The following is a 21,603-nucleotide window of genomic DNA, read 5'->3' on the forward strand; positions in this document are numbered from 1 at the left end:
TCAGCCTGCCAGCGCCGCCAGCATCTCGCCCGACGCCTGTTCCTCGGTCACCCATTTCACCATGCGGCGAACCGGCTCGATCGCGTCCTGCTTTTCCATATTATGCTGCATCGTCGCCGCGCCGCCCAGCGACACGATCCGCTGCGCGCCCTGGAAGGCCAGACGGTCGCGCAATTCATCCTTCAGGCTTTCGGGGAAAATGCCGATCGTCTGGGTATAGGCATTGACCGCGCTGACAGCCGTTTCCCTGCTGTCGATGGGCACGATATTGCCCACCCGGCAGGCGAGCGTGCGGGAAAAGTCGACCGGATAATCCTCCTGGCTGACGATCACCGCGCCCTCGTTGGTCCGGCCGCCGAAGATGCGATAATCCTCGTCATTGAGGCGGATACCGTCAATCTCTGCCTTGAGCGCACCGTCGAACGCCTTATGCGGCGTGCTCAGATGATCGGGCAGACGCTGGAGCGCGTCAAAGGTCATTTGCCCCAGCCGATTGGCGCGCTCCAGCCCGGCTTCATCCGTGCCGCTTTCGACATAGATGACGCGAGCAGACACACAGCCTTCCTGGTTCTGCGCGCCGATGTCGAGCGCCAGACGGCGCGCCACCTGATCCAGCGTCGCGTCATCGGCGAAGGCTTCGCGGCCGATGATCGTGCCCGACAGCTTGGGATCTTGCGTGATAAGGTCGATGCCCGGTTGCAGATAGCGGGTGATGTGCTTCACCGAATCGAACCCGCCCCAGGCCACGATCTTCTCGATCCCGCGCGGGTCGTAGATCGCCGATTCCACCTGCTCATCGCCGCCCTTCCAATAGGCGACGGAAACATGTTTGGAGAGCGGATGGTCGGGGTCCATCTCCACCATCGTGCGTACCAGCGCGGCAGCGGTCAGCGGATCGTTGGACGGCAGCTTGATGATCGCGTCGGACCGGGTCAGCGCATTGCGGATCACCGTCAGGATCGACACGATGGGCGCATTGCCCGCGATCACATGCACGGTCCGTGCGCCGAAGGCGCGGGTGCGGGCGGTCAGGCCCGGAAAGACGCTCGGCCCCTGATCCACCCAGCCTTCCAGATAGTCGATGCCGCAGGCCCGTTCCATCATGCGCCGCATTTCCGTCCGGTCAAAGCCAGCGCCGATATGCTGGAAATGAGTACGCAGGATGCTTTCCGACAGGCCGGAGGTCCGGCAAGACAGGCGAAACGCATCCTGCAAATGCCGGTTCTGTCCGAAATCCAGTCGCTGCCCCAGGGCAACGAGGAAATCGAGTATCTCGTCAAAGCTCAGCGCATAGAGATCCGCCATGGACGAAGGCGTTCTGAGCGGCAGGCGGGCGACATGTTTGCCTATGTCAGGCGCCGAAAAGCTGACGCCGCCCCGGCGGCCGCCATAGCTGATCTCTGCATCATCAATAATCTGGCCCCGGATGATGAGGGGAACGCGGAAATCGTCGGTCATGGTTCTTCTCACATCGACAGTTCGGCAAGGAATTCGAGCGCGCGGTCATGCGCTTCGGGCGCGCCGGCGCAGACGATGCGGTCATCGCCGCCCTCCTTCTCGCTATAGCGGCGCACCGGCGGAATGACGTGCGGCCCGGTGCGGCCACAGGCGCAGGGCTTTTCCCAGCCCGACAGCGTGATCTCATCGCCTGTCACCAGCCCGGCCCAATAGGTGTTGGGCATCAGGTCGAACGAAGCGAAGCGACCGGTCAGGCCATCCTTGCGCGGCAAGGGCTTGCCGGTTTCCGGATCCAGCAGGAACGGGATCTGGATCGGCGGGATGTGATAATGGCCGTGCTCGCACATCATCGACAGACCCATCTGTTCAGACGTGGCGTACATTTCATAGATGGTGTCGAAACCCAGAAACTCCAGCACCCGCTCGCGCCAGTCGTCGGGCAGTTCCTTGCCCTTCTTGCCGCCGCCAGTCAGCAGCACACTGCCTTTGCCAAAGACGTTCTTGAGGCCGCGCTTCAGCCCCTCTTCCGCCCAGTCGTAGAGGATCGCCCACATCGCCGTCACATAGACGTCGCGCCCGCCGAAGCGCCGCTGGGCCTCGCTGAAGAAATGCTTGAGATCGTCGGGCCGGCGGCGCTCCAGTTCCAGCAGAGCCTCCCGCCGTTCCAGCAGAACCGGCGGAATGTCGAGCATTCCCGCCTCGCCTCGTGCCTCCGCCGCACGCAACCGGCCTCCGAGCGAGGCGATATCCGCGCTGAAGCGGGCGTCCGGATAGAGGAACAGGGCGTTTTCCTCGCCCTTGGCATAAAGGTCGATCTGAATGCCGTTGCCGCGCTGCGTTGCCGCCGCGCCATAGCGATAGCCCGGAATGATGATCGGCATTCCGTCCTTCAAGATGTCCGGCCCGCGATCGGGCCACCAGTCGCGGATGATGATCGCGGAATGGATGATCGTTTCGCGCCATTGCGCCTTGGTGCGCGGCACGAAGCTCAGCTTTCCGGTCGTGCCGGACGTGTGCTGGACGGTGAGGTCGGTCTCCGCGTCGAGCAGGTCGATCCAGTCGTCGATCGTTTCGATGCCCGACGCGTCGACATGGGAAATGTCACTGGTCGTCAGGCCCGCGAGCCATTTGGTCAGCTTGTCGAAACGGCTGCGCTCCAGATAGCTGATGGGATAGGATTTGTAGACGGTGTGTGGAAACAGCAACGGCGCCAGATCGTCGATCGTCTCGATCTTGTCGATTCCCTGCTCGCGCGCGAGTTTGTCCAGCACGGACAGACCGGGTCGAAGTTCGGCAAAGCGCTTGCGCGCGCCTTCCAGATGCAGCCGGTCGATTTCATCCCGGCTGAGCGTGAAAGCCTGTGCATAGGGCGCGTCATGGAAACTGGTGGGATCGGCGATCAGTTGATCTAGATAGCTGGTCATGGAATGAGAGTCCGTCTTTCTGTCGAAGATGGATTGTGGCGGTCGCCGCGCCCTCACTGCAATGCCGATGCCTACAGCCGAAGTGCCCAAACATCGTCAGGCGGACATGATGCGCCCATATTCCATTCTGCGCGACCAACATGGCGTTGCGCTGCCGTCACGGAGGCAGCATGAAGCAGGGAGAAGGAGAAGGAAGTCATGGGATTGAGCGTTGAAGACCGGCTGGACATCTACGATCTGTTCGCGCGCTACTGCCAATATGTCGATGCCGGCAGGGCAGCCGAATGGGTGGCGTTGTTCACCGACGACGGCTGCTTTGATATTGCTGGCCAGATGACCCTGCGCGGCGCCGAACAACTGGCCGGCATGCCCGCGATGCTGGCGGAAAATAGCGGCGGCAAATGGCGGCACCAGATCACCGACATCATGATCGACGCGGGGACGAGCGAGGATGTCGCTATCATTGGAGCCTCCGGTCTGGTGACTGACTGGAACAATGGCGGCCGCGCCCTCATGTTCTCCAATTATGACGCGACGCTTCGCAAAACGGGCGGCCGCTGGAAAATCGAGAAACTGACCGCCACCATGATGGGAGGCTGAACCGTGCGGAACGCGGTCTAGCTGCCGCGTTCCTCACGATATTCACGGGGGGTCATGCCGGTCGCCTTGCGGAAGGCCGCGGAAAAGGCTGCCGCGCTCTGAAAGCCGCAATTACCGGCAATCACCTTGATCATCGCATCGTCCTGCGCGAGTTGCTCCTGCGCCCGGGCAATTCGGCGGCCAGCAATATAGTCGGTCAAGGTCGTGCCGGTCGTGGCCTTGAACGTCCGCATGAGGTGACGCGGGCTGGTGCGGATTTCCGTCGCAAGGTCAGCGACGGAAAGCGTGCTGGCCAGTTCCGCTTCTATCCTGTCCTTGATCCGGCGCAGCCGCCAGCCCGGCATTTGCCCATAAACGCCGCGGTCGTCATATTGGGCATGACGAAAATGTCTGCACAGTTCGACAACCAGCAACAGAGCCATGCTTTCGAGCAATATGTCCTGCCCGAAGCCGGGGTTACGCAATTCCTCTACCAGTCGGGCAAGTCCCTGACGCACACGGCCGATCTGCACGTCCTGGCATGGCGTCAGATCGGCGATGCTGTCCTCCTCGAACAATTGCATTGCCCGCTCATTGGCGAATGTCAGGCATAGCAGACTGTGCTCGCCCGGCTCGCTGAGCGCCGCAAAAGCGCCGCCCTTGGGCAGAAAGACGATGTCGCCCGGCGGGTCGGCCAACTGGCGGTCGTTGCTGTAGAAACGCGACGTGGGACAGCGCGGGCCGATGGAAAAATCGAGATAATAGGAATCGGGCTGGAATACCGCCCTGCTGCTCTGCGTCCAGCCGAAATGGCGGATGTCCGCAAAAATACCATTGGCATGGACTTGTTGTTCGACATGGAAATGCGAAGCCGTGTGCGGCGCGCACATCGGCAGAGCATTGCCGGCTTCTATCTGCATCCTCAAACCTCCTGCCCTTGGTCGAGTCTTTCTCAGACCTGGAAAGGCAGAGCCATTATTTGCCAGTTGGCCTCGGATAGCAAGTCATGGCTGGTCCCGGTCGGCCACATCGGCCGTCATCCACCGGCTCGCCAGGGCGAACAGACCGGCGGCGAGAATGAAGAAACATGATCCGAAGCTGAGCGACAAGCGCAATCCCTGCGCGCTCGCCGCCTCGCAAGCCTGCGTTGCGCGCTTCGCACAATCCGCAAGGTCAAGACCTGCGGCTCCCCGCGCGGCTTCCGCCAGAATGTCGCTGACAAGTCCCACCAGCGGCGGGCCGAGGCCATAACCCACAACGGAACTCGTAGCGATGATGATCGCCGACGCCATCGCCCGCATGTGGGGCGGCGCCACATCCTGTCCATGTGCATACATGGCGGGCATGTAGAAATGCTGCCCCATCGATGCGAATATCATCAGTCCGATGGCAAGGCCCACCGCCGGTATCTGGAACGCGATGGCGTAGAGCGTTCCGCACCACAGCAGGCTGACGGAGGGAAGCCATGCCTTGATCCGCGGATAACGGCGATGCCCCAGGTCCATCGCGGGGCCACCGATCAACGTGAACAATATGCCCACGCCACCGATCACCAGCCCCATCAGCAGGGACGCGTTTGGCAGCGACAGGCCATGCGCCCGCATCAGAAACGAAACCATATATTGCTGGTTGGCATAGCTGCCGATGCCCGCGACTCCGCCCGCCAGAGCCACCAGGGCAAAGCTGCGGCGACGCAGCAGGTGACGGAACGTAAAGAGGAAGGATGGCGAAGAGGAGGGATGGGTCCGGGCCGGCTCGGGCACGGTTGCGCCAAACAGGATCGCCAGCAGGATACCCGCCGCGCCGCAGATGATGAAGGCCGCGCGCCAGCCATAGGAACCGATCAGGGCGCCGCCGACCACTGCCGCGAACATGGCTCCAAAAGGACCGGCAACCGCGAATATGGCGATGACCGTCGTCCGCCGCTCGGCCGGGAAAGCGTCGGAAATCAGCGAGTGGGATGCAGGGGTGCATCCTGCTTCGCCGATGCTGACCGCCGCCCTGCCGATCAGCATCTGGACGAAATTGGCCGCCATCCCGCAAAAGGCGGTCATGGCGCTCCACAATGTCAGCGAAATGGCGATGATCCTGACCCGCCGGCCCCGGTCAGCCGCCCGCGCGATCGGAAAGCTGAAAAGCGTGTAGAGGATGGCGAAGGCCGGCCCACCGATCAGGCCAAGCTGAAAATCGCTGAGACCAAGGTCGGTCTTGATCAGTTCCTGCGCGACCGAAAAGAGCAGACGATCGATATAATTGAGGCAGTTCAGCAGAAACAGGGCGATGATGGTCCAGAGCAGAACCGACCGGCTGGCGGTCGGCGAAGGCTTTCCATGAGGCACCGCCCCCTGTGCGGTGCCCGCAGTTGATGGATTGTGCATCGCTCGTCCCGCCCGGTTATGAATTCTTTCCAGACCATTAGGGCAATGCAGCGCCCCATGCTTCCTTCAGAACTATCGCTCACGCGACGAATATCGCCTGGCGGACAGATTAATCGTCTATCGAACCTGCCAAAAGGTAGAAGGCATGGCCTGCTCATGGACCATGATGACCCACGGCTGAAAGGCGGGCCGCATGGCGGCGCCCCCGTCAGCCACAGCGATGAGAGGAATGATCCGAAGATGAAAAGACTCGAGAACAAGGTCGCGATCGTCACGGGCGGAGGCGGCGGCATAGGCGCGGCCGTCGCCCGCCGTCTGGTTTCCGAAGGCGCGAGCGTGGTCATCGCCGATCTGTTCGAAGATGCCGCGGCCAAGGCCGCCGAGCCGCTGGGCGACAAGGCGCTTGCCGTGCAGTTCGATGCCGCGAACCCGCAATCGGTCAAGGATATGGTGGACCGGACGGTCGGCCATTTCGGCCGTGTCGACATCCTTCACAACAACGCCGCGATGACCGATCCGGTCAAAAGCCCGCAAGACACCACCGCACCCGATATTCCGCTGCCGATCTGGCAGGAAATTCTCGACATCAACCTGACCGGCTATCTGCTGGGCTGCAAATATGCGATCCCGCACATGGTGGCCGGCGGCGGCGGGTCGATCATCAATACGGCGTCCAATTCCGGCACCGCGGGCGATCTGGCGCGGATCGCCTATGGCTCGACCAAGGCGGCGATCATCGGCTTGACCAAATATGTCGCAACCCAGCATGGCCGGCAGAATATCCGCTGCAACAGCATCGCTCCCGGCGTCGTGCTGACCCCGGCGCTGGAAAAAACGGTGCCGGGGCTCAAGGAAATCATCCAGCGGCACATATTGACGCCCGAATTCGGCACGCCCGATGATATCGCGGCCCTCGTGGCCTTTCTGGCATCGGACGAATCCCGCTACATCACCGGGGAGAACATCTCCATTTCCGGCGGCGGACTGGTGCATCAGCCCCATTACGCCGATCTGCTCGCATTTATGGAAGCAGGGGATTAACGGTTGGGCCGGGCCAGCGGCATGTGATCTATCCATGTCGCTGGCCCGGCCGCGCTCACCTTTCAAAGACGGCGTCGCCATCCGGCGACCCTTTCGCGCCCGGGCCTATATATAGACCAGCATCTTGGCTTTGCCCGCATCCTGCGCCGCGATCTTCATCGACACTGGCGCAGCGGCAGGTTCATACAGAAGCGAAACTGAAGCGGGTCATCCGCTTCCATCGCCCCATCGGCAAGAACGCCTGAAACAGCCCTTTACATGGCTGGAATCATCGACATGATCGGGGCTTGGAGAAAGCGACCGGCAAAGCCCGACGGGGAGTGAATTTGTGGAATCCATAGAAAGTCAGCCGGTTGCAGCAAAGCTCTCCCGTTCGGCGATCTTCCTTGTCGCAACCCTGAACGACACGCCCCAAGGCCTTCAAAAGGTGCGGGCATTTTGCGCGGACCTTTCCGCCTTCATACGCGCCGTGGGCTTTCGCGACCTGGATGGAGGCTTGTCCTGCGTCATGGGTTTCGGTTCGGACGCCTGGGACCGGCTCTTCGGCGCGCCGCGTCCCCAGGAATTGCATCCCTTCCAGGAAATACAGGGCGTCCACCACGCGGTGTCGACGCCGGGCGACATCCTCTTTCACATTCGTGCGATGAGCATGGACCTTTGCTTTGAACTTGCGACGCAGATCATGACCCGGATCGGATCGGCGGTCACGATCGTGGATGAAACGCACGGGTTCAAATATTTCGACGATCGCGACCTTCTTGGCTTTGTCGACGGAACCGAAAATCCCGTCGGCCCCGCCTGTATCGATGCTGCGGTCATCGGGGATGAGGATCCCGATTTCGCCGGCGGCAGCTATGTGATCGTGCAGAAATATCTTCACGACCTCGCCAAGTGGGAGGCGATCCCGGTCGAACAGCAGGAAGGGATCGTTGGACGAAAGAAGCTTTCGGACATTGAACTGGAAGAGGCCGCCAAACCCACCTTCGCGCATAATGTGCTGACCAGCATCAACGACGACGCCGGCAATTCGCTCGATATCGTGCGGGACAACATGCCCTTCGGCGACATCGGCAAGGGTGAGTTCGGCACCTATTTCATCGGCTATGCCCGATCGCCCAGCCGCACCGAACGGATGCTTCGGAACATGTTCATCGGCGATCCGCCGGGAAATTACGACCGCCTCCTGGATGTCAGCCGGGCCGTCACGGGGAGCCTGTTCTTCGTCCCCACGGCATCGTTTCTGGACAATGTATCGGCGCAAGCGGCAACATCGCCCGAAACGGACGTGCAGCCCGTCACAGATCAATCCGCCGCCGATGCAGAACCGGCGGCGCGATCGAACGGATCATTGGGTATTGGATCTTTGAAGAGCGAGGACTGACATGAACAATCTTCATCGCGAACTGGCGCCCATTTCCGAGAGCGCATGGGCCCAGATCGAGCAGGAGGCCGGACGGACGCTCAAGCGTTATCTGGGCGCGCGGAAGGTGGTGGATCTGATCGGTCCCAAAGGTTTCGACCTCTCTTCCGTGGGAACCGGGCACACGCGCGACATTCCACCGCTCTGCGACGGGCTCAAGGTCGCCCAGCGGCAGGTTGTCCCGGTCCTTGAACTGCGGGTTCCCTTCAGGCTCACGCGCAAGGCGATAGATGATGTCGAGCGCGGCTCGAACGATTCCGACTGGCAACCGCTCAAGGACGCAGCGCGGACGATCGCCTTCGCGGAGGACCACGTCATCATCGAGGGGTATCCGCAAGGCGGCATCGACGGCATGCGCCAGGTCACAAGCAATCCAAAGCTCACCTTGCCCAGCGATATTCAGGGCTATCCCGATGCCGTCGCGAAAGCGGTGAACGCGCTTCGGCTCGCCGGCGTCAACGGACCCTATGCGCTGGTGCTGGGATCAGATGCCTATACCAGCATCACCGGCGGCAGCGACGAAGGCTATCCCATTCTCAAACATATCCAGCGGCTGGTTGACAAGGACATCATCTGGAGCCCCGCGATCAAGGGCGGCGTGGTCGTCACGACCCGCGGCGGCGATTTCGACCTTACGATCGGTCAGGACCTTTCCATCGGCTATCTCAGCCATTCCGCCGATGACGTCGAACTCTATTTTCAGGAAACGCTGACCTACCAGACCCAGACGGCTGAGGCATCCGTGATCCTCGATCCGCCTGTGCAGGCCGATTGACGGGCGCTTATCGTTCGATAACGAACAGGCGGCGCGCAAGCCTCAGCCTGCCGTGTTCCACACAATATTCGTCATGCGATCCGCTTTCGCCAAGCGGATCGCCCGCGGTTCAGTTCGCCTTGCTCAGGTCCACCTTGTCGACCCATTCGGGATAGAAGGTCGGCTCCCGATTGGACCATCCGATCGCCGTCGCCGCCGCTTCGCTGATCGATTGGAGCAGCGCGCGCCGCTTCTCTGGATGCAGGTGCGGCAGGCTCGCCGCCGCGCAGAAAGCGCCGGGCAGCCAAGGCCGGGCCCCCGCCCCCAACAGCCGCTCATAAAGGAAACGATAGGCCGAAAAGCTTCCCAGCCGATCCTGCCCCAGATCGAAGGCCGACACGATTACCAGCGGCGCCATGAACGGCTCCATCTGATCCAGGCCGCTATCGTCCGGAACCCGCGCTTTGATTTCGTCCAGCCGCCCATAGATCCGGGCCTGGGCGCGGATGGAGGCTTCCTCCACCATGTCGCGCGACCACAGCTTCATCGCGTCGCGGCGATGCAGCCCTATGTCCAGAGATCGCCTGATATAGCGTTGCGTCGCGCTGGTGAAGCTGGCGAATTCGCGAAGTTCCGCCAGGGTAATGGCGCCATCCGCAGGTCTTGCACTCGTGCCCATGCTCATGCCCTCCGACTTCCAGTCGTCCTGCAGAACATGCACGCCTTATGGTTACTGAAGGCTTAAGCGCCTGTTCCACCGACATTCACAGGGAATCAGATTTCGTTTTGCGGCGCAACATCATTTTTTCGCTATGCGGCGGATGGAGGCGATTTCCATCCGCTCTTGTCCCAGAAAAATCGAGAGAAAATCAATCCGCGCGGCCTTCCAGCACCGCGCCGATCATGCTGCGCCATACGGCGACATCGCCCGCCTGCGCCATCTGCATATCGGGTTCACGCAGGGTATGGAGAATGGCATAGGCGTCATCGACGTGCCGATGCCATGTCGCATCCACCGCGCTCGACGCATGCGGATCGTTGCCTTCACCATTCAGGCTCAGTTGGCGTCCGGCAAGAACGCGGGCGATACGCTCAATCGCAGGCGTGGCAGATGTCGGCATAAACGGCTCTCCTTCCAAAGGGGCGGCCTGGTGTTTTTCCGCCTTGAAAGCCGCCCTTGCTCTCATATTAACATGTTTCCCGCAGGGCCGCTATTGGCCCCGCTCCTTCTTATATCCCGAAGATGGCACCGGATCGCCATTGTCGCCCGGCATGGTGGCGGCCGGGGGATCGGATGCATCCATTGAATCCTTCAGTCCTTCCTCCAGCTTCTCTTCCGTCGTGACGGCATGGTCCTGCGCGTCGGTCGGTCGCTTGTCACCCGCCTCCTCCCGGCTGTTGGGCCGGATATCGCTCTTGTCGGACATAATGGCTCTCCTTGTTGGACCGGAACACCGGCCCTCTGCCAAAGGAAAACGGATGCCCATGGGCGGGGGTTCCGTCAGGCGCTTCGACCAATGGTCAGCGTCTTTCGACCAGCTACACGACAGACACGCGACAGCGGATGCCCTTTGGCGTAGACCGGCAATATGACGTTTCTTCCCGAAGACGGCGAACGCGGCGTGCCGCCCGCCATTGCGCTCTATTCCATCCTCGGCTTCTGGCTCTTCTACGCCATCCTCGTGTCGCTGCGCGCCGCCGTCATGGGATTTGAGGCGCAGGACGCGCTGGCCGCGCGGCGCATGGTGGTGACGGTGATCGGCGTCGTCGCCACATGGGTTCTCTATCTGGCGCTGCGCCGGTTCGATCATAAGCCGCTCAGCGTCCGCATCGTCGCGGCCTTTTCGCTGGCGGCTCCCTTTGCGCTGGCGATGGCGGCGGCGAATTTCTACATCTTCAACGTCTATGATCCCGTGGGCCTGTTCCCGGATTCCGATCCGGCGAAATATGAAAAAGCGGGCTACGCCCTCATGTCGATCGTGGAAGACGCGATCAGCCGCTATTTCTTCCTCGCCGCCTGGGCCGGTCTGTATCTGGCCATTTCCTATGCCAGCGAAGCGCATCGCGTCGAACGCCGCGCAGCGCGCCTCGAACGCGCGGCGCAACAGGCGGAACTGCGCTCGCTGCGTTATCAGGTAAACCCGCATTTCCTGTTCAACACGCTCAATTCCCTGTCCTCCCTCGTCATGAAAGATCGGCGGGACGAGGCGGAGCAGATGATACTCTCCCTATCCAACTTCTACCGCACCAGCCTGACCGGCGATCCGCTGGAGGATGTGCCGCTGGAAGAGGAAGTGCACCTTCAGAAGCTCTATCTCGACATCGAAGCCGTCCGTTTCCCCGACCGCCTCATCACGCGCATCGATGTGCCCCCATCCCTGCTTCACGCCTGCGTGCCGGGCCTGATCCTTCAACCGCTGGTGGAAAATGCGATCAAATATGGCGTGTCGCGCACGTCCGCATCCGTCACCATCACCATCGCCGCGCGTGAGCAGGATGGGATGCTCCGCCTCACCGTCACCGATGACGGCGACAAGCCGCCCAGCGCATCGGACGGCGGCAACGGCATCGGCCTCGCCAATGTGCGCGACCGGCTGGCCGCCCGCTTTGGCGATGAAGGCCGCATATATTATGGTCCGCGTGAGGGCGGCGGCTTTGCGGTCGAACTTGCCCTTCCGATCATCCGACGGGGCTGCTGAAACCTATGACCTCCATCCGCACCATGATCGTCGATGACGAACCGCTGGCCGTTGAACGCCTCCAGATGCTCTGCGCCCGCGAACCGCGCATCGCGCTGGCGGGCACGGCCAATGACGGGGAAGCCGCGCTTCGCCTGATAGAAGGGTTGCAACCCGACCTGGTGATGCTGGACATCGCCATGCCGCTGCTCGACGGCATCGGCGTGGCGCGCGCGATCGGCCGCATGGGATTGCGCCCAGCCGTCATCTTCGTCACCGCCTTTGAAGGCTTCGCGGTGGAAGCGTTCGATCTCGCCGCGGTCGATTATCTGCTCAAGCCTGTGGCGCATGACCGCCTTTCCCGCGCGATCGACCGCGTCGAACTCGCGCTGCAAAGCCGCGCGCTGGCCAGCCCCGCGCCGTCGGCCGAACCGGAACCTGAATGGGCGGAGGAATTCTGGGTGCCGCACCGCTCCGAACTGGTCCGCATCGCCGCCGGCCAGATCGACCGGATCGAGGCGGAGCGCGACTATATGCGCCTGCATGTGGGCGCTCACAGCTATCTGCTGCACCAGACCATCAGTTCGCTGGAGGAAAGGCTGGACCCGCAGCGTTTCGTCCGGCTCCACCGCTCGCATATCGTCCGGCGCGACCATATCGTCCGGCTGCGTCATGACGGCAGCGGCGTCTGGTTCGCCTGCCTCGCCTTGGGCGGGGAAATCCGCATCGGCCGCACGTTCCTTGCCAACGCGCGGGCCATGACGGGACGCTGACGTCCAAGCGGCACACAGAAAAAGGCCCGACAATGCCGGGCCTTTTTCCTTTCTGGGACCGCGCCCTTCAATTGGCGAAAGCGGAATGCGGGGCTTTCCCCGCCTCGGCATAGCGCGCCTTGGTTTCCGCCCGGGCGATGGCGGCGGCGACCGGCGCCTTGACATGGGCGATGGCCGCGCTGCGGCAACGGGTGGCTTCGGCCAGATCCCGGCTTCCGCACACCCTGCCGGCGGCGCGCCCGATACGGCTTTGCAATTCCCTTTGATCCGCTGCCTGCGACAGGTCCAGATCGCCGAAACGGACCTCAAAAGTGCGGCCGTTGGACATAAAGGTTTCCGCGCTGGCGCTGCCCGCGATCAGCGAAGCGGCGGCAAAGGCGGCAATGGAAAGGGTCTTCAAGGGGGCAAACATGGCAAAGTCTCCTCAACTGCTTGTCTTGCCGGTTCGTCGCTCGGGGGGATTGAGCGACAAACCGGGGATGAAAACGGAGGCTCGATCGGTTGGGGGAAAGCGCGTCGCCGCCGTTGCCCTTTCCTTTTACGGCGGTGGCGGGCGCGATGCCTGCCGCCTTCGATGGACGGCGCGCTTCATCGCCCAACGGCACATCCATCGACAAAAGGCAGATAGCGCCGGACAAAAGACATGACGAACGACATGAACACCCGGACAAGCGACATTTCCTTAACGGAAACTCCGAATCGAAACGGTCAGGCGCATAACGAAAACGCCCCCGGCGCAAGGGAAGGCCGGGGGCGTATCCAGGATGCTGTCGGGCACTCCAGGATTTCGAAACTGTCATCTATCAGACGACACGCTCACGCGTTAACCGTCTCTGAACAGGGGGAAACCCCCTCTTGGGATGCCTCATGATAGTCGAGAAACGCCATTCACCCGGCGCCAATCGACAGTCGGCCGCCAATTTCCGCTCGACAGCGTCCCCAGGGGACGAACGGGCTGCCTGCGGCTACCAACGACATTTGGCAGGTAAAACCATTAACGCTACGTTTCCGTAACGTCAATTGGCTTTGCGTCCTATTTTGGGAAACAGGACAGGGGGTATTACCTATTTTCCAGCCACCAGTTGCGCCCGCCACTTTACCAGCACGGACTCGGGAACGCGAGGCCTTTCCGGTGCATCCTTGCCTTCGCGCAGCTTTTTCCGGTCTTTTTCCGGTGGGTTGGCAATGCGAACGCGCACCGGCGCCACCCCCTGGACATGCATGCCAAGCTGTTCCGCGGCACCCCGAGATAAGTCAATGATTCTGCCATTTCTGGCGAAGGGTCCGCGATCATTTATCCGCACCAATATCGTGCGCCCGCTGTCCAGAGACGTCACCTCGACATAGCTCGGCAGCGGCAAGGTCGTGTGCGCGGCAGTCACCGCCTTGGGCCGAAATCGTTCGCCATTGGCTGTCTGATTGCCCGATTCGCTGCCATACCAGCTCGCATAGCCCAGATAGTCATAGGTTGGATCGGCCGCGGGCACATAGGTCACGCCCCGCACGCTATAGGGCTTGCCGATCTTCACCGGCACGTCGCTTACCGGCCTGTATCGCACACCCCCGCCACAGGCCGCCAGCAGCACCGTCGCAGCCAGCACGCCGCCGCGCATCCCTTTCGCCATTCCACCGCTCATGCGGCGGACCCTAATGCGCCGCGCGGCGGGATGGAACCCCCGCGCCCTTCCCTTTCCCGCAACCGATCCTATCTTGGCGGACAGATGCGAAACGCGCACTTGCCCCAATAGAACAAATCTGGAACAAGAAGACCCCATGAGTCTCACGCATATTTCCGTGCGCGGCGCGCGCGAGCATAATCTCAAGGGCGTGGATGTCGACCTGCCCCGCGATGCGCTGGTGGTCATCACCGGCCTGTCGGGTTCGGGCAAGTCCTCCCTGGCCTTCGACACCATCTATGCCGAGGGACAGCGCCGCTATGTGGAGTCGCTCTCCGCTTATGCGCGTCAGTTCCTGGAGATGATGCAAAAGCCCGATGTCGAGCATATCGAGGGCCTGTCCCCCGCCATCTCCATCGAGCAGAAGACGACCAGCCGCAATCCGCGCTCCACTGTCGCCACGGTTACGGAAATCTACGACTATATGCGCCTGCTTTGGGCGCGCGTCGGTATCCCCTATTCGCCTGCCACCGGCCTTCCCATCGCCGCGCAGACCGTCAGCCAGATGGTCGACCGCGTGATGCAATTGCCCGAAGGCACCCGCTTCTACCTGCTCGCCCCCGTCGTGCGCGGCCGCAAGGGCGAATATCGCAAGGAACTGGCAGAGTGGCAGAAGGCGGGCTACACCCGCGTCCGCATCGACGGGGAAATATATCTGATCGAGGACGCACCCGCGCTCGACAAGAAATATAAGCATGACATCGAAGTCGTGGTCGACCGCCTCGCCGTCGAACCCGACATGGGCACCCGCCTCGCCGACAGTTTCGAGCAGGCGCTCAAGCTGGCGGACGGTCTCGCCTTTGTGGACCTCGCTGACGGCGTCGTCCCGGGCCGCGAAGACGAAGCGCAATCCGCCGACAAGAAGATGAAAGGCGCCGGCATCCCCGCCAACCGCATCGTCTTCTCGGAAAAATTCGCCTGCCCGGTCAGCGGCTTCACCATCGCGGAGATCGAGCCGCGCCTCTTCTCCTTCAACGCGCCGATGGGCGCCTGCCCGGCCTGCGATGGCCTGGGCGAACGGCAGGAGTTCGACCCCGAACTGGTCGTTCCCAACGAAGCCCTTTCCCTCAAGAAGGGCGCGGTCGTCCCCTGGGCCAAGTCCAACCCGCCCAGCCCCTATTATATGCAGGTGCTTGGCTCCTTGGCGAAGGAGTTCGGTTTCTCCCTCGAAACGCCGTGGCAAGACCTTCCCGGCGAGGTGAAGCTCATCATTCTCCACGGCACCGGCGGCAAGCCTGTCACCCTGCGCTTCGTCGACGGCAAGAAAAGCTACGAAGTCCGCAAGCCGTTCGAAGGCGTGATCGGCAATCTCAACCGCCGTCTGCTCCAGACCGAATCCGCCTGGATGCGCGAGGAATTGAGCAAATATCAGACCGCCATGCCCTGCGAGACATGTGACGGCGCGCGCCTCAAGCCCGAAGCTCTCGCGGTCAAGATCGCCGGTGAGGACATTTCCATGTCCACCCGCCGCAGCGTGGTCGATGCGCTCGCCTTCTTCTCCACCCTGCCCGACAAGCTCACCGACCAGCAGAACCAGATCGCCCGCGCCATCCTCAAGGAAATCGTCGAGCGTCTCGGCTTCCTCAACAATGTCGGCCTCGACTATCTGAACCTCGACCGCACCAGCGGCACCCTCTCAGGCGGCGAATCCCAGCGCATCCGCCTCGCCTCGCAGATCGGCAGCGGTTTGTCGGGCGTTCTCTACGTCCTCGACGAACCTTCCATCGGCCTCCACCAGCGCGACAATGACCGCCTGCTTATTACCCTCAAACGCCTGCGCGATCTCGGCAACACCGTCATCGTCGTGGAGCATGATGAGGATGCGATCCGCGCCGCCGATTATATCGTCGACATGGGACCGGGCGCGGGCGTTCATGGCGGCGCGATCGTGGCGCAGGGCAGTCTCAACGAACTGCTCGCCCATCGCGACAGCCTCACGGCCGATTATCTGAACGGCACCCGCCGCATCGAAGTGCCGGCCAGGCGACGCAAGGGCACCGGCAAGAAGCTCACCGTCCACAACGCCCGCGCCAACAATCTGCGCGGCGTCACGGCCAGCATCCCGCTCGGCACCTTCACCTGCATCACCGGCGTCTCTGGATCGGGCAAGTCCAGCTTCACCATAGACACCCTCTATGCGGCCTCCGCCCGCGCCCTCAACGGCGCGCGCATCGTCGCGGGCGCGCATGACAAGGTGACGGGCCTCGAATATTGCGACAAGGTCATCGACATCGACCAGTCGCCCATTGGCCGCACCCCACGCTCCAACCCCGCGACTTACACGGGGGCCTTCACCAACATCCGCGACTGGTTCGCGGGTCTGCCCGAAGCGCAGGCGCGCGGTTACAAGCCAGGCCGTTTCTCCTTCAACGTCAAGGGCGGCCGTTGCGAAGCCTGTCAGGGCGACGGCGTGCTCAAGATTGAGATGCACTTCCTCCCGGACGTCTATGTGACCTGCGACGTCTGCCACGGCGCCCGCTACAATCGCGAGACTCTCGAAGTGAAGTTCAAGGGCAAGTCCATCGCCGACGTGCTCGACATGACGGTCGAGGACGCGGTGGAGTTCTTCAAGGCCGTGCCGCCCATCCGCGACAAGATGGCGATGCTGGCCGAAGTGGGGCTGGGCTATGTCAAGGTCGGCCAGCAGGCCACAACCCTGTCCGGCGGCGAAGCCCAGCGCGTCAAGCTGGCCAAGGAACTCTCCCGCCGCGCCACCGGCAACACGCTCTACATATTGGACGAGCCCACCACCGGTCTCCATTTCGAGGACGTCCGCAAGCTGCTGGAAGTCCTCCACGCCCTTGTCGAGCAGGGCAACAGCGTGGTGGTGATCGAACATAATCTGGATGTCATCAAGACCGCCGACTGGATCATCGACATGGGACCAGAAGGCGGCGTCAAGGGCGGCGAAGTGGTGGCCGAAGGCGCGCCGGAAAAGGTCGCGAAGAACAGCCGCAGTTTCACCGGACGCTATCTCGCCCCCTTGCTGGGACTGGAGGCCGTGGCGGCGGAATGAGCCATGAGGGGCCATCCCGATTTTCCAACATATGTAGGAAAATGCCCCACCTGCGGCCTCAGGCAAACTGGTTTCAGTTCTCTACTTCCCTCTGTAAAAGACCGCCCGCCGCCTCTTCTCTTCCATTCGCCGCGCCCTTTCCCTTGACCCGGAACAGGAACGCCCGACGGCCCGTTGTCCGGCTCGACCGTTTCACAGGCCAAGGAGTTCTCCATGATCCGCACCCTCATCTTCGGCGCCATCGCAGGCTATGTCGGCAAGAAGCTCTATGACGAAGGCAAGCTGACAGCCTTCAAGGACGACCTCAACACCCGCTACAATCAGGCGAAGGCCGACCTCGTCACCCGGCAGGCGCCGGGGAATCCCACGCCATCCTCATCCACCATTCCGTAATGCCGGCCCGCAGTTTTCCGCTGATCACCGAAACATTGCGCGCATCTCGTGCCACATGATGTGACAGAGCTACGCAACCTTCCCCGCTCCGAAGGGTTGGTGAAAAGCCAATAAGGAGGAATGTTTATGCGCACCCCCATTCTCGCCATTGCCCTGGTCGCCATGTTGCCGCTCGGCGCCTGCGCTTCTGACGGCTATGGCGACCGTTATGGCTATGACCGGCCCGGCAGCTATGATCGCCCCAGCCATCGCGGCGACCGCCGTGACGGGCAACGGCATCACCGTCGGCTTGGCGACAATGACAGCATCTACCGCGACCGTGATGGCCGCTATTATTGCAAGCGTGATGACGGCACTACTGGCACAATCGTGGGTGCTCTGGCGGGCGGGGTTTTGGGCAATGTGATCGCTCCGGGCGGTTCCAAGACGCTTGGTACGATCCTGGGCGGTGCGGGCGGCGCGCTGGCAGGCCGCGCTATCGACCGTAACGACATCAATTGCGAATAAACCAAGAGGAAAAGCAAGAATAAAGGGCGCGATCTTCGGATCGCGCCCTTTTCCTACTTGTCGAAAGCCGATTACAGCTTTTCGGTAAGTTCCGGGACGATCTTGAACAGATCGCCGACAAGGCCGATGTCCGCGACCTGGAAGATCGGCGCATCTTCATCCTTGTTGATGGCGATGATGGTCTTGGAGTCCTTCATGCCGGCGAGATGCTGAATCGCGCCGGAGATGCCGACCGCGACATAGACTTCGGGGGCCACGATCTTGCCGGTCTGCCCGACCTGATAGTCGTTGGGCACATAGCCCGCGTCCACCGCAGCCCGGCTTGCGCCAACGGCCGCGCCCAGCTTGTCGGCCAGCGGAAAGATCACCTGCTCGAAGGTTTCGCTGTCCTTCAAGGCGCGACCACCCGACACGATCACCTTGGCAGAGGTCAGTTCGGGACGTTCCAGCTTGACAATCTCCGCGCCAACGAAGCTGGAGAGGCCCTTATCACCGGTCGAAGCCACGGCTTCCACCGCGCCGCTGCCGCCTTCGCGCGCTGTCTTCTCGAACGCCGTGCCACGCACGGTGATAACCTTCTTCGCGTCCTTCGACTTGACCGTCGCGATCGCATTGCCCGCATAGATCGGGCGCGTGAACGTATCCTCGCCCTCGACCGAGAGGATGTCGCTGATCTGCATCACGTCGAGCAACGCGGCTACGCGCGGCGCGATGTTCTTGCCGTTGGAGGTGGCAGGCACCACGAAAGCGTCATGGCTGCCCATCAGTTCCACGACCAGCGGTGCGACATTTTCGGCCAGCGCATGACCAAAGGCCGCATCGTCCGCGACATGCACCTTGCCCACGCCCGCAATCTTCGCGGCTTCGGCGGCGACGCCATCGACGCCCTGACCGGCAACCAGCAGATGCACTTCGCCCAGCTTGCCGGCGGCGGTAACGGCGGAAAGGGTCGCGTCCTTGATGGCACCGCCCTCATGTTCAACCCATACAAGCGTCTTCATGCCGCAACTCCCAGAGCCTTCAGTTTCGCAACCAGTTCATCGACATCGGCGACCTTGATCCCCGCCGACCGCTTGGGCGGTTCGGCGACGGTCATCGTTTCCAGGCGCGGCGAGATGTCCACGCCATAATCGGCGGGCGTCTTGGTCGCCAGAGGCTTGGATTTTGCCTTCATGATGTTGGGCAGCGAGGCATAGCGCGGTTCATTAAGGCGCAGGTCCGTCGTGATGATCGCAGGCACGCTGAGCTTCACCGTTTCAAGCCCGCCATCGACCTCACGGGTCACATTGACCTTGTCACCCTCGACCTCGACCTTCGACGCGAACGTGCCCTGCGGCAGGTTCAGCAGCGCCGCGAGCATCTGACCGGTCTGGTTGCTGTCGTCGTCGATCGCCTGTTTGCCCAGGATGATCAGGCCAGCGCCTTCCTCTTCCTGAACCTTCGCCAGCAGCTTCGCCACGCCCAGCGGTTCCACCTCGGCATCGCTTTCGATCAGGATCGCGCGGTCCGCACCCATCGCCAAAGCCGTCCGCAGCGTCTCCTGCGCCTTGGTAACGCCAATCGACACCGCGACAACCTCGGTCGCGACGCCCTTTTCCTTCAGACGAATGGCTTCTTCAACCGCAATCTCGTCAAACGGGTTCATCGACATCTTGACGTTCGCAAGATCGACGCCCGTTCCGTCCGCCTTCACGCGGGGTTTCACATTGTAATCAATCACCCGCTTCACGGGCACAAGGATCTTCATTGCAACATCCTCCGTTAATACGCCAACAAGGACGCAGGCGGCCCGTTTCCGGACCACCTACGCCCCATGCTGTTCATTCCAGTGGCTTGGTGCGTCAGGCCGCCTTCCTCACTTCCGCCACGATCTTCTTCGCCGCATCGCCCAGATCGTCCGCGGGAACGATGGCCAGGCCCGACTGCGCCAGAATGTCCTTGCCCTGCTGGACGTTCGTGCCTTCCAGGCGCACGACCAGCGGAACCGACAGATTCACATCCTTGGCCGCCGCGACAATGCCTTCCGCGATGATGTCGCAACGCATGATGCCGCCGAAAATGTTGACGAGAATGCCCTTCACCGCCGGATCCTTCAGGATGATCTTGAAGGCCGCAGTCACTTTCTCCTTGGAAGCGCCGCCGCCGACGTCCAGGAAGTTGGCGGGAAATTCACCGTTCAGCTTGATGATGTCCATCGTCGCCATGGCCAGGCCCGCGCCGTTCACCATGCAACCGATGTTTCCGTCCAGCTTGATATAAGCAAGGTCATATTCCGAAGCCTCGACCTCGGCCGGATCTTCCTCGGTCAGGTCGCGCAACTCGGCGATGTCCTTGTGACGGAACATGGCATTGCCGTCGAAGCCGACCTTGGCGTCGAGCACGAGAATATTGCCCTGTTCGGTGACGGCCAGCGGGTTGATTTCGATCTGCTCGGCATCGGTATCGAGGAACGCGGCGTAGAGCGACGATGCGACCTTGGCCGCCTGCTTCGCCTGATCGCCGGCAAGTCCCAGCGCAGCGGCGACAGCGCGGCCATGATGCGGCATGAAGCCGGTGGCCGGGTCAACGGCGAAGGTGTGGATCTTCTCAGGCGTCGAATGCGCGACTTCCTCAATGTCCATGCCACCTTCGGTCGACACCACGAAAGCAACGCGGCCCGTCGCACGGTCGACCAGCAGGGCGAGATAGAATTCCTTGGCAATGTCTGCGCCGTCGGTCACGTAGAGACGGTTGACCTGCTTACCCGCTTCACCGGTCTGCACGGTGACGAGCGTATTGCCGAGCATGTCGGTAGCGTGCGCCCTCACCTCATCCAGCGTGAAGGCCAGACGAACGCCGCCCTTCGCTTCGGGAGCCAGTTCCTTGAACTTGCCCTTGCCACGGCCACCGGCATGGATCTGCGACTTGACCACATAAAGCGGTCCGGGCAGCTTCTTTGCGGCTTCGACAGCTTCATCGACCGAAAAAGCAGCATAGCCCGCGGCGATCGGCGCACCATATTTCGCCAGCAGTTCCTTAGCCTGATATTCGTGGATGTTCATGGGTCCGGCCCGTCCTTTTCGCAGCAAACCTGTTAGGGAGGGCTAAAGCATAGGCGATGGCGCCATGCCAGATGAATTTGCAAAATGACTTTGCAAAATTGCAAAGTGACGCACCCTTAAAAGGAGCAGGAAACCGCCGCCTTGCTGGTAACGAGGAAAATTTCCGGGTCTTCCAGTGCGCGGATCTTGTGGAGAAAATGATCGAGCGTGACTTCTCCCATATCCGTTTTGCGAAGTGAGGCAAGGGATTGAAGATTGCGAAGTTGAGACAGGCTCAATCTGTCCACCATCTTGCCGGCCATGCATCTCGCCATGCGAGGGGACAGTCCCGCCTCCATCAGGCGGTTCCGCAAACGCGACTCGGGCGAAACGGTCGCGCAGGATGAAAGCAGCGCGGCCATAAGCAGGGGCACGAAGGCGCAGCGCGGGATCGGACTCGTCATGGCCCGATTGATGGCGACATGA

At 61.9% G+C, this 21,603-nt stretch carries 22 protein-coding genes; 9 read left to right on the forward strand and 13 right to left on the reverse strand.

Annotated elements, in window-relative coordinates:
- Both LDB26_RS12705 and LDB26_RS12710 read right to left on the reverse strand, forming a co-directional pair.
- Positions 1 to 1,458, reverse strand: a complete 1,458-nt coding sequence (locus LDB26_RS12705) for an acyl-CoA reductase (protein WP_062067143.1) — start codon at positions 1,456 to 1,458, stop codon at positions 1 to 3.
- An 8-nt stretch (positions 1,459 to 1,466) separates the two neighbouring features.
- Positions 1,467 to 2,882, reverse strand: coding sequence for a hypothetical protein (locus LDB26_RS12710; RefSeq protein ID WP_257538665.1), 1,416 nt, complete (start codon positions 2,880 to 2,882; stop codon positions 1,467 to 1,469).
- 198 nt (positions 2,883 to 3,080) lie between these two features.
- Here LDB26_RS12710 and LDB26_RS12715 point away from each other — a divergent pair, with 198 nt between their 5' ends.
- Positions 3,081 to 3,482: a nuclear transport factor 2 family protein gene (locus LDB26_RS12715; RefSeq protein WP_257538666.1), complete on the forward strand. Its 402-nt coding sequence runs from the start codon at positions 3,081 to 3,083 to the stop codon at positions 3,480 to 3,482.
- Between the two features lie 17 nt (positions 3,483 to 3,499).
- Here the strand turns inward: LDB26_RS12715 and LDB26_RS12720 are convergent, their stop codons facing one another.
- Positions 3,500 to 4,381, reverse strand: coding sequence for an AraC family transcriptional regulator (locus LDB26_RS12720; protein ID WP_062067151.1), 882 nt, complete (start codon positions 4,379 to 4,381; stop codon positions 3,500 to 3,502).
- 84 nt (positions 4,382 to 4,465) lie between these two features.
- Entirely contained in the window at positions 4,466 to 5,839 is a 1,374-nt protein-coding gene (locus LDB26_RS12725) for an MFS transporter (RefSeq protein WP_257538667.1), read from the reverse strand.
- 240 nt (positions 5,840 to 6,079) lie between these two features.
- Here LDB26_RS12725 and LDB26_RS12730 point away from each other — a divergent pair, with 240 nt between their 5' ends.
- The 3 genes from LDB26_RS12730 (at position 6,080) to LDB26_RS12740 (ending at position 9,075) form a co-directional block, all read left to right on the forward strand.
- A complete protein-coding gene (locus LDB26_RS12730; protein WP_062068970.1) occupies positions 6,080 to 6,880 on the forward strand; it encodes an SDR family NAD(P)-dependent oxidoreductase in 801 nt (266 codons plus the stop codon).
- A 328-nt stretch (positions 6,881 to 7,208) separates the two neighbouring features.
- Positions 7,209 to 8,261: a Dyp-type peroxidase gene (locus LDB26_RS12735; protein WP_257538668.1), complete on the forward strand. Its 1,053-nt coding sequence runs from the start codon at positions 7,209 to 7,211 to the stop codon at positions 8,259 to 8,261.
- A 1-nt stretch (position 8,262) separates the two neighbouring features.
- Entirely contained in the window at positions 8,263 to 9,075 is an 813-nt protein-coding gene (locus LDB26_RS12740; protein ID WP_257538669.1) for a family 1 encapsulin nanocompartment shell protein, read from the forward strand.
- A gap of 109 nt (positions 9,076 to 9,184) precedes the next feature.
- Here LDB26_RS12740 and LDB26_RS12745 read toward each other — a convergent pair whose 3' ends face one another.
- From LDB26_RS12745 to LDB26_RS12755, 3 genes are all read right to left on the reverse strand, one after another.
- Positions 9,185 to 9,733 (reverse strand): hypothetical protein, encoded by a 549-nt coding sequence (locus LDB26_RS12745; protein ID WP_062068972.1) that lies wholly within the window; start codon positions 9,731 to 9,733, stop codon positions 9,185 to 9,187.
- A gap of 190 nt (positions 9,734 to 9,923) precedes the next feature.
- On the reverse strand, positions 9,924 to 10,175 hold the full coding sequence (locus LDB26_RS12750; RefSeq protein ID WP_062067160.1) for a hypothetical protein: 252 nt from the start codon (positions 10,173 to 10,175) through the stop codon (positions 9,924 to 9,926).
- A 90-nt stretch (positions 10,176 to 10,265) separates the two neighbouring features.
- Positions 10,266 to 10,481, reverse strand: coding sequence for a hypothetical protein (locus tag LDB26_RS12755; protein ID WP_231746329.1), 216 nt, complete (start codon positions 10,479 to 10,481; stop codon positions 10,266 to 10,268).
- A gap of 162 nt (positions 10,482 to 10,643) precedes the next feature.
- On the opposite strand from LDB26_RS12755, the gene LDB26_RS12760 reads away from it, so the two are divergent.
- Positions 10,644 to 11,753 carry a sensor histidine kinase gene (locus tag LDB26_RS12760; RefSeq protein WP_257538670.1) on the forward strand — a complete coding sequence of 370 codons (1,110 nt, stop codon included), beginning with the start codon at positions 10,644 to 10,646 and terminating at the stop codon, positions 11,751 to 11,753.
- Positions 11,754 to 11,758: 5 nt separating this feature from the next.
- Positions 11,759 to 12,505 carry a LytTR family DNA-binding domain-containing protein gene (locus tag LDB26_RS12765; RefSeq protein ID WP_062067166.1) on the forward strand — a complete coding sequence of 249 codons (747 nt, stop codon included), beginning with the start codon at positions 11,759 to 11,761 and terminating at the stop codon, positions 12,503 to 12,505.
- 67 nt (positions 12,506 to 12,572) lie between these two features.
- Here LDB26_RS12765 and LDB26_RS12770 read toward each other — a convergent pair whose 3' ends face one another.
- Positions 12,573 to 12,917: a UrcA family protein gene (locus LDB26_RS12770; protein ID WP_062067168.1), complete on the reverse strand. Its 345-nt coding sequence runs from the start codon at positions 12,915 to 12,917 to the stop codon at positions 12,573 to 12,575.
- A 652-nt stretch (positions 12,918 to 13,569) separates the two neighbouring features.
- Complete coding sequence (locus tag LDB26_RS12775) at positions 13,570 to 14,142, reverse strand: septal ring lytic transglycosylase RlpA family protein (protein ID WP_062067172.1); 573 nt, start codon at positions 14,140 to 14,142, stop codon at positions 13,570 to 13,572.
- 136 nt (positions 14,143 to 14,278) lie between these two features.
- On the opposite strand from LDB26_RS12775, the gene uvrA reads away from it, so the two are divergent.
- The 3 genes from uvrA (at position 14,279) to LDB26_RS12790 (ending at position 18,097) form a co-directional block, all read left to right on the forward strand.
- The gene (gene uvrA / locus LDB26_RS12780) at positions 14,279 to 17,197 is read left to right on the forward strand and encodes an excinuclease ABC subunit UvrA (RefSeq protein WP_257538671.1); all 2,919 of its coding nucleotides are present in this window, start codon (positions 14,279 to 14,281) and stop codon (positions 17,195 to 17,197) included.
- A gap of 213 nt (positions 17,198 to 17,410) precedes the next feature.
- Positions 17,411 to 17,590 carry a hypothetical protein gene (locus LDB26_RS12785; RefSeq protein ID WP_062067175.1) on the forward strand — a complete coding sequence of 60 codons (180 nt, stop codon included), beginning with the start codon at positions 17,411 to 17,413 and terminating at the stop codon, positions 17,588 to 17,590.
- Between the two features lie 126 nt (positions 17,591 to 17,716).
- Positions 17,717 to 18,097, forward strand: coding sequence for a glycine zipper 2TM domain-containing protein (locus LDB26_RS12790; protein ID WP_062067177.1), 381 nt, complete (start codon positions 17,717 to 17,719; stop codon positions 18,095 to 18,097).
- Between the two features lie 71 nt (positions 18,098 to 18,168).
- Here LDB26_RS12790 and LDB26_RS12795 read toward each other — a convergent pair whose 3' ends face one another.
- From LDB26_RS12795 to LDB26_RS12810, 4 genes are all read right to left on the reverse strand, one after another.
- The gene (locus tag LDB26_RS12795; protein ID WP_062067179.1) at positions 18,169 to 19,098 is read right to left on the reverse strand and encodes an electron transfer flavoprotein subunit alpha/FixB family protein; all 930 of its coding nucleotides are present in this window, start codon (positions 19,096 to 19,098) and stop codon (positions 18,169 to 18,171) included.
- Positions 19,095 to 19,844 (reverse strand): electron transfer flavoprotein subunit beta/FixA family protein, encoded by a 750-nt coding sequence (locus tag LDB26_RS12800; RefSeq protein ID WP_062067181.1) that lies wholly within the window; start codon positions 19,842 to 19,844, stop codon positions 19,095 to 19,097. The genes LDB26_RS12795 and LDB26_RS12800 overlap by 4 nt, the downstream gene beginning before the upstream one ends.
- A gap of 94 nt (positions 19,845 to 19,938) precedes the next feature.
- Positions 19,939 to 21,138: an ADP-forming succinate--CoA ligase subunit beta gene (gene sucC, locus LDB26_RS12805; protein ID WP_257538672.1), complete on the reverse strand. Its 1,200-nt coding sequence runs from the start codon at positions 21,136 to 21,138 to the stop codon at positions 19,939 to 19,941.
- 116 nt (positions 21,139 to 21,254) lie between these two features.
- A complete protein-coding gene (locus LDB26_RS12810) occupies positions 21,255 to 21,581 on the reverse strand; it encodes a hypothetical protein (protein WP_257538674.1) in 327 nt (108 codons plus the stop codon).
- Between the last annotated feature and the right edge of the window lie 22 nt (positions 21,582 to 21,603).

It is taken from the genome of Sphingobium sp. CFD-1 (assembly GCF_024611115.1).
In the GTDB taxonomy this organism is placed as follows: domain Bacteria; phylum Pseudomonadota; class Alphaproteobacteria; order Sphingomonadales; family Sphingomonadaceae; genus Sphingobium; species Sphingobium baderi_A.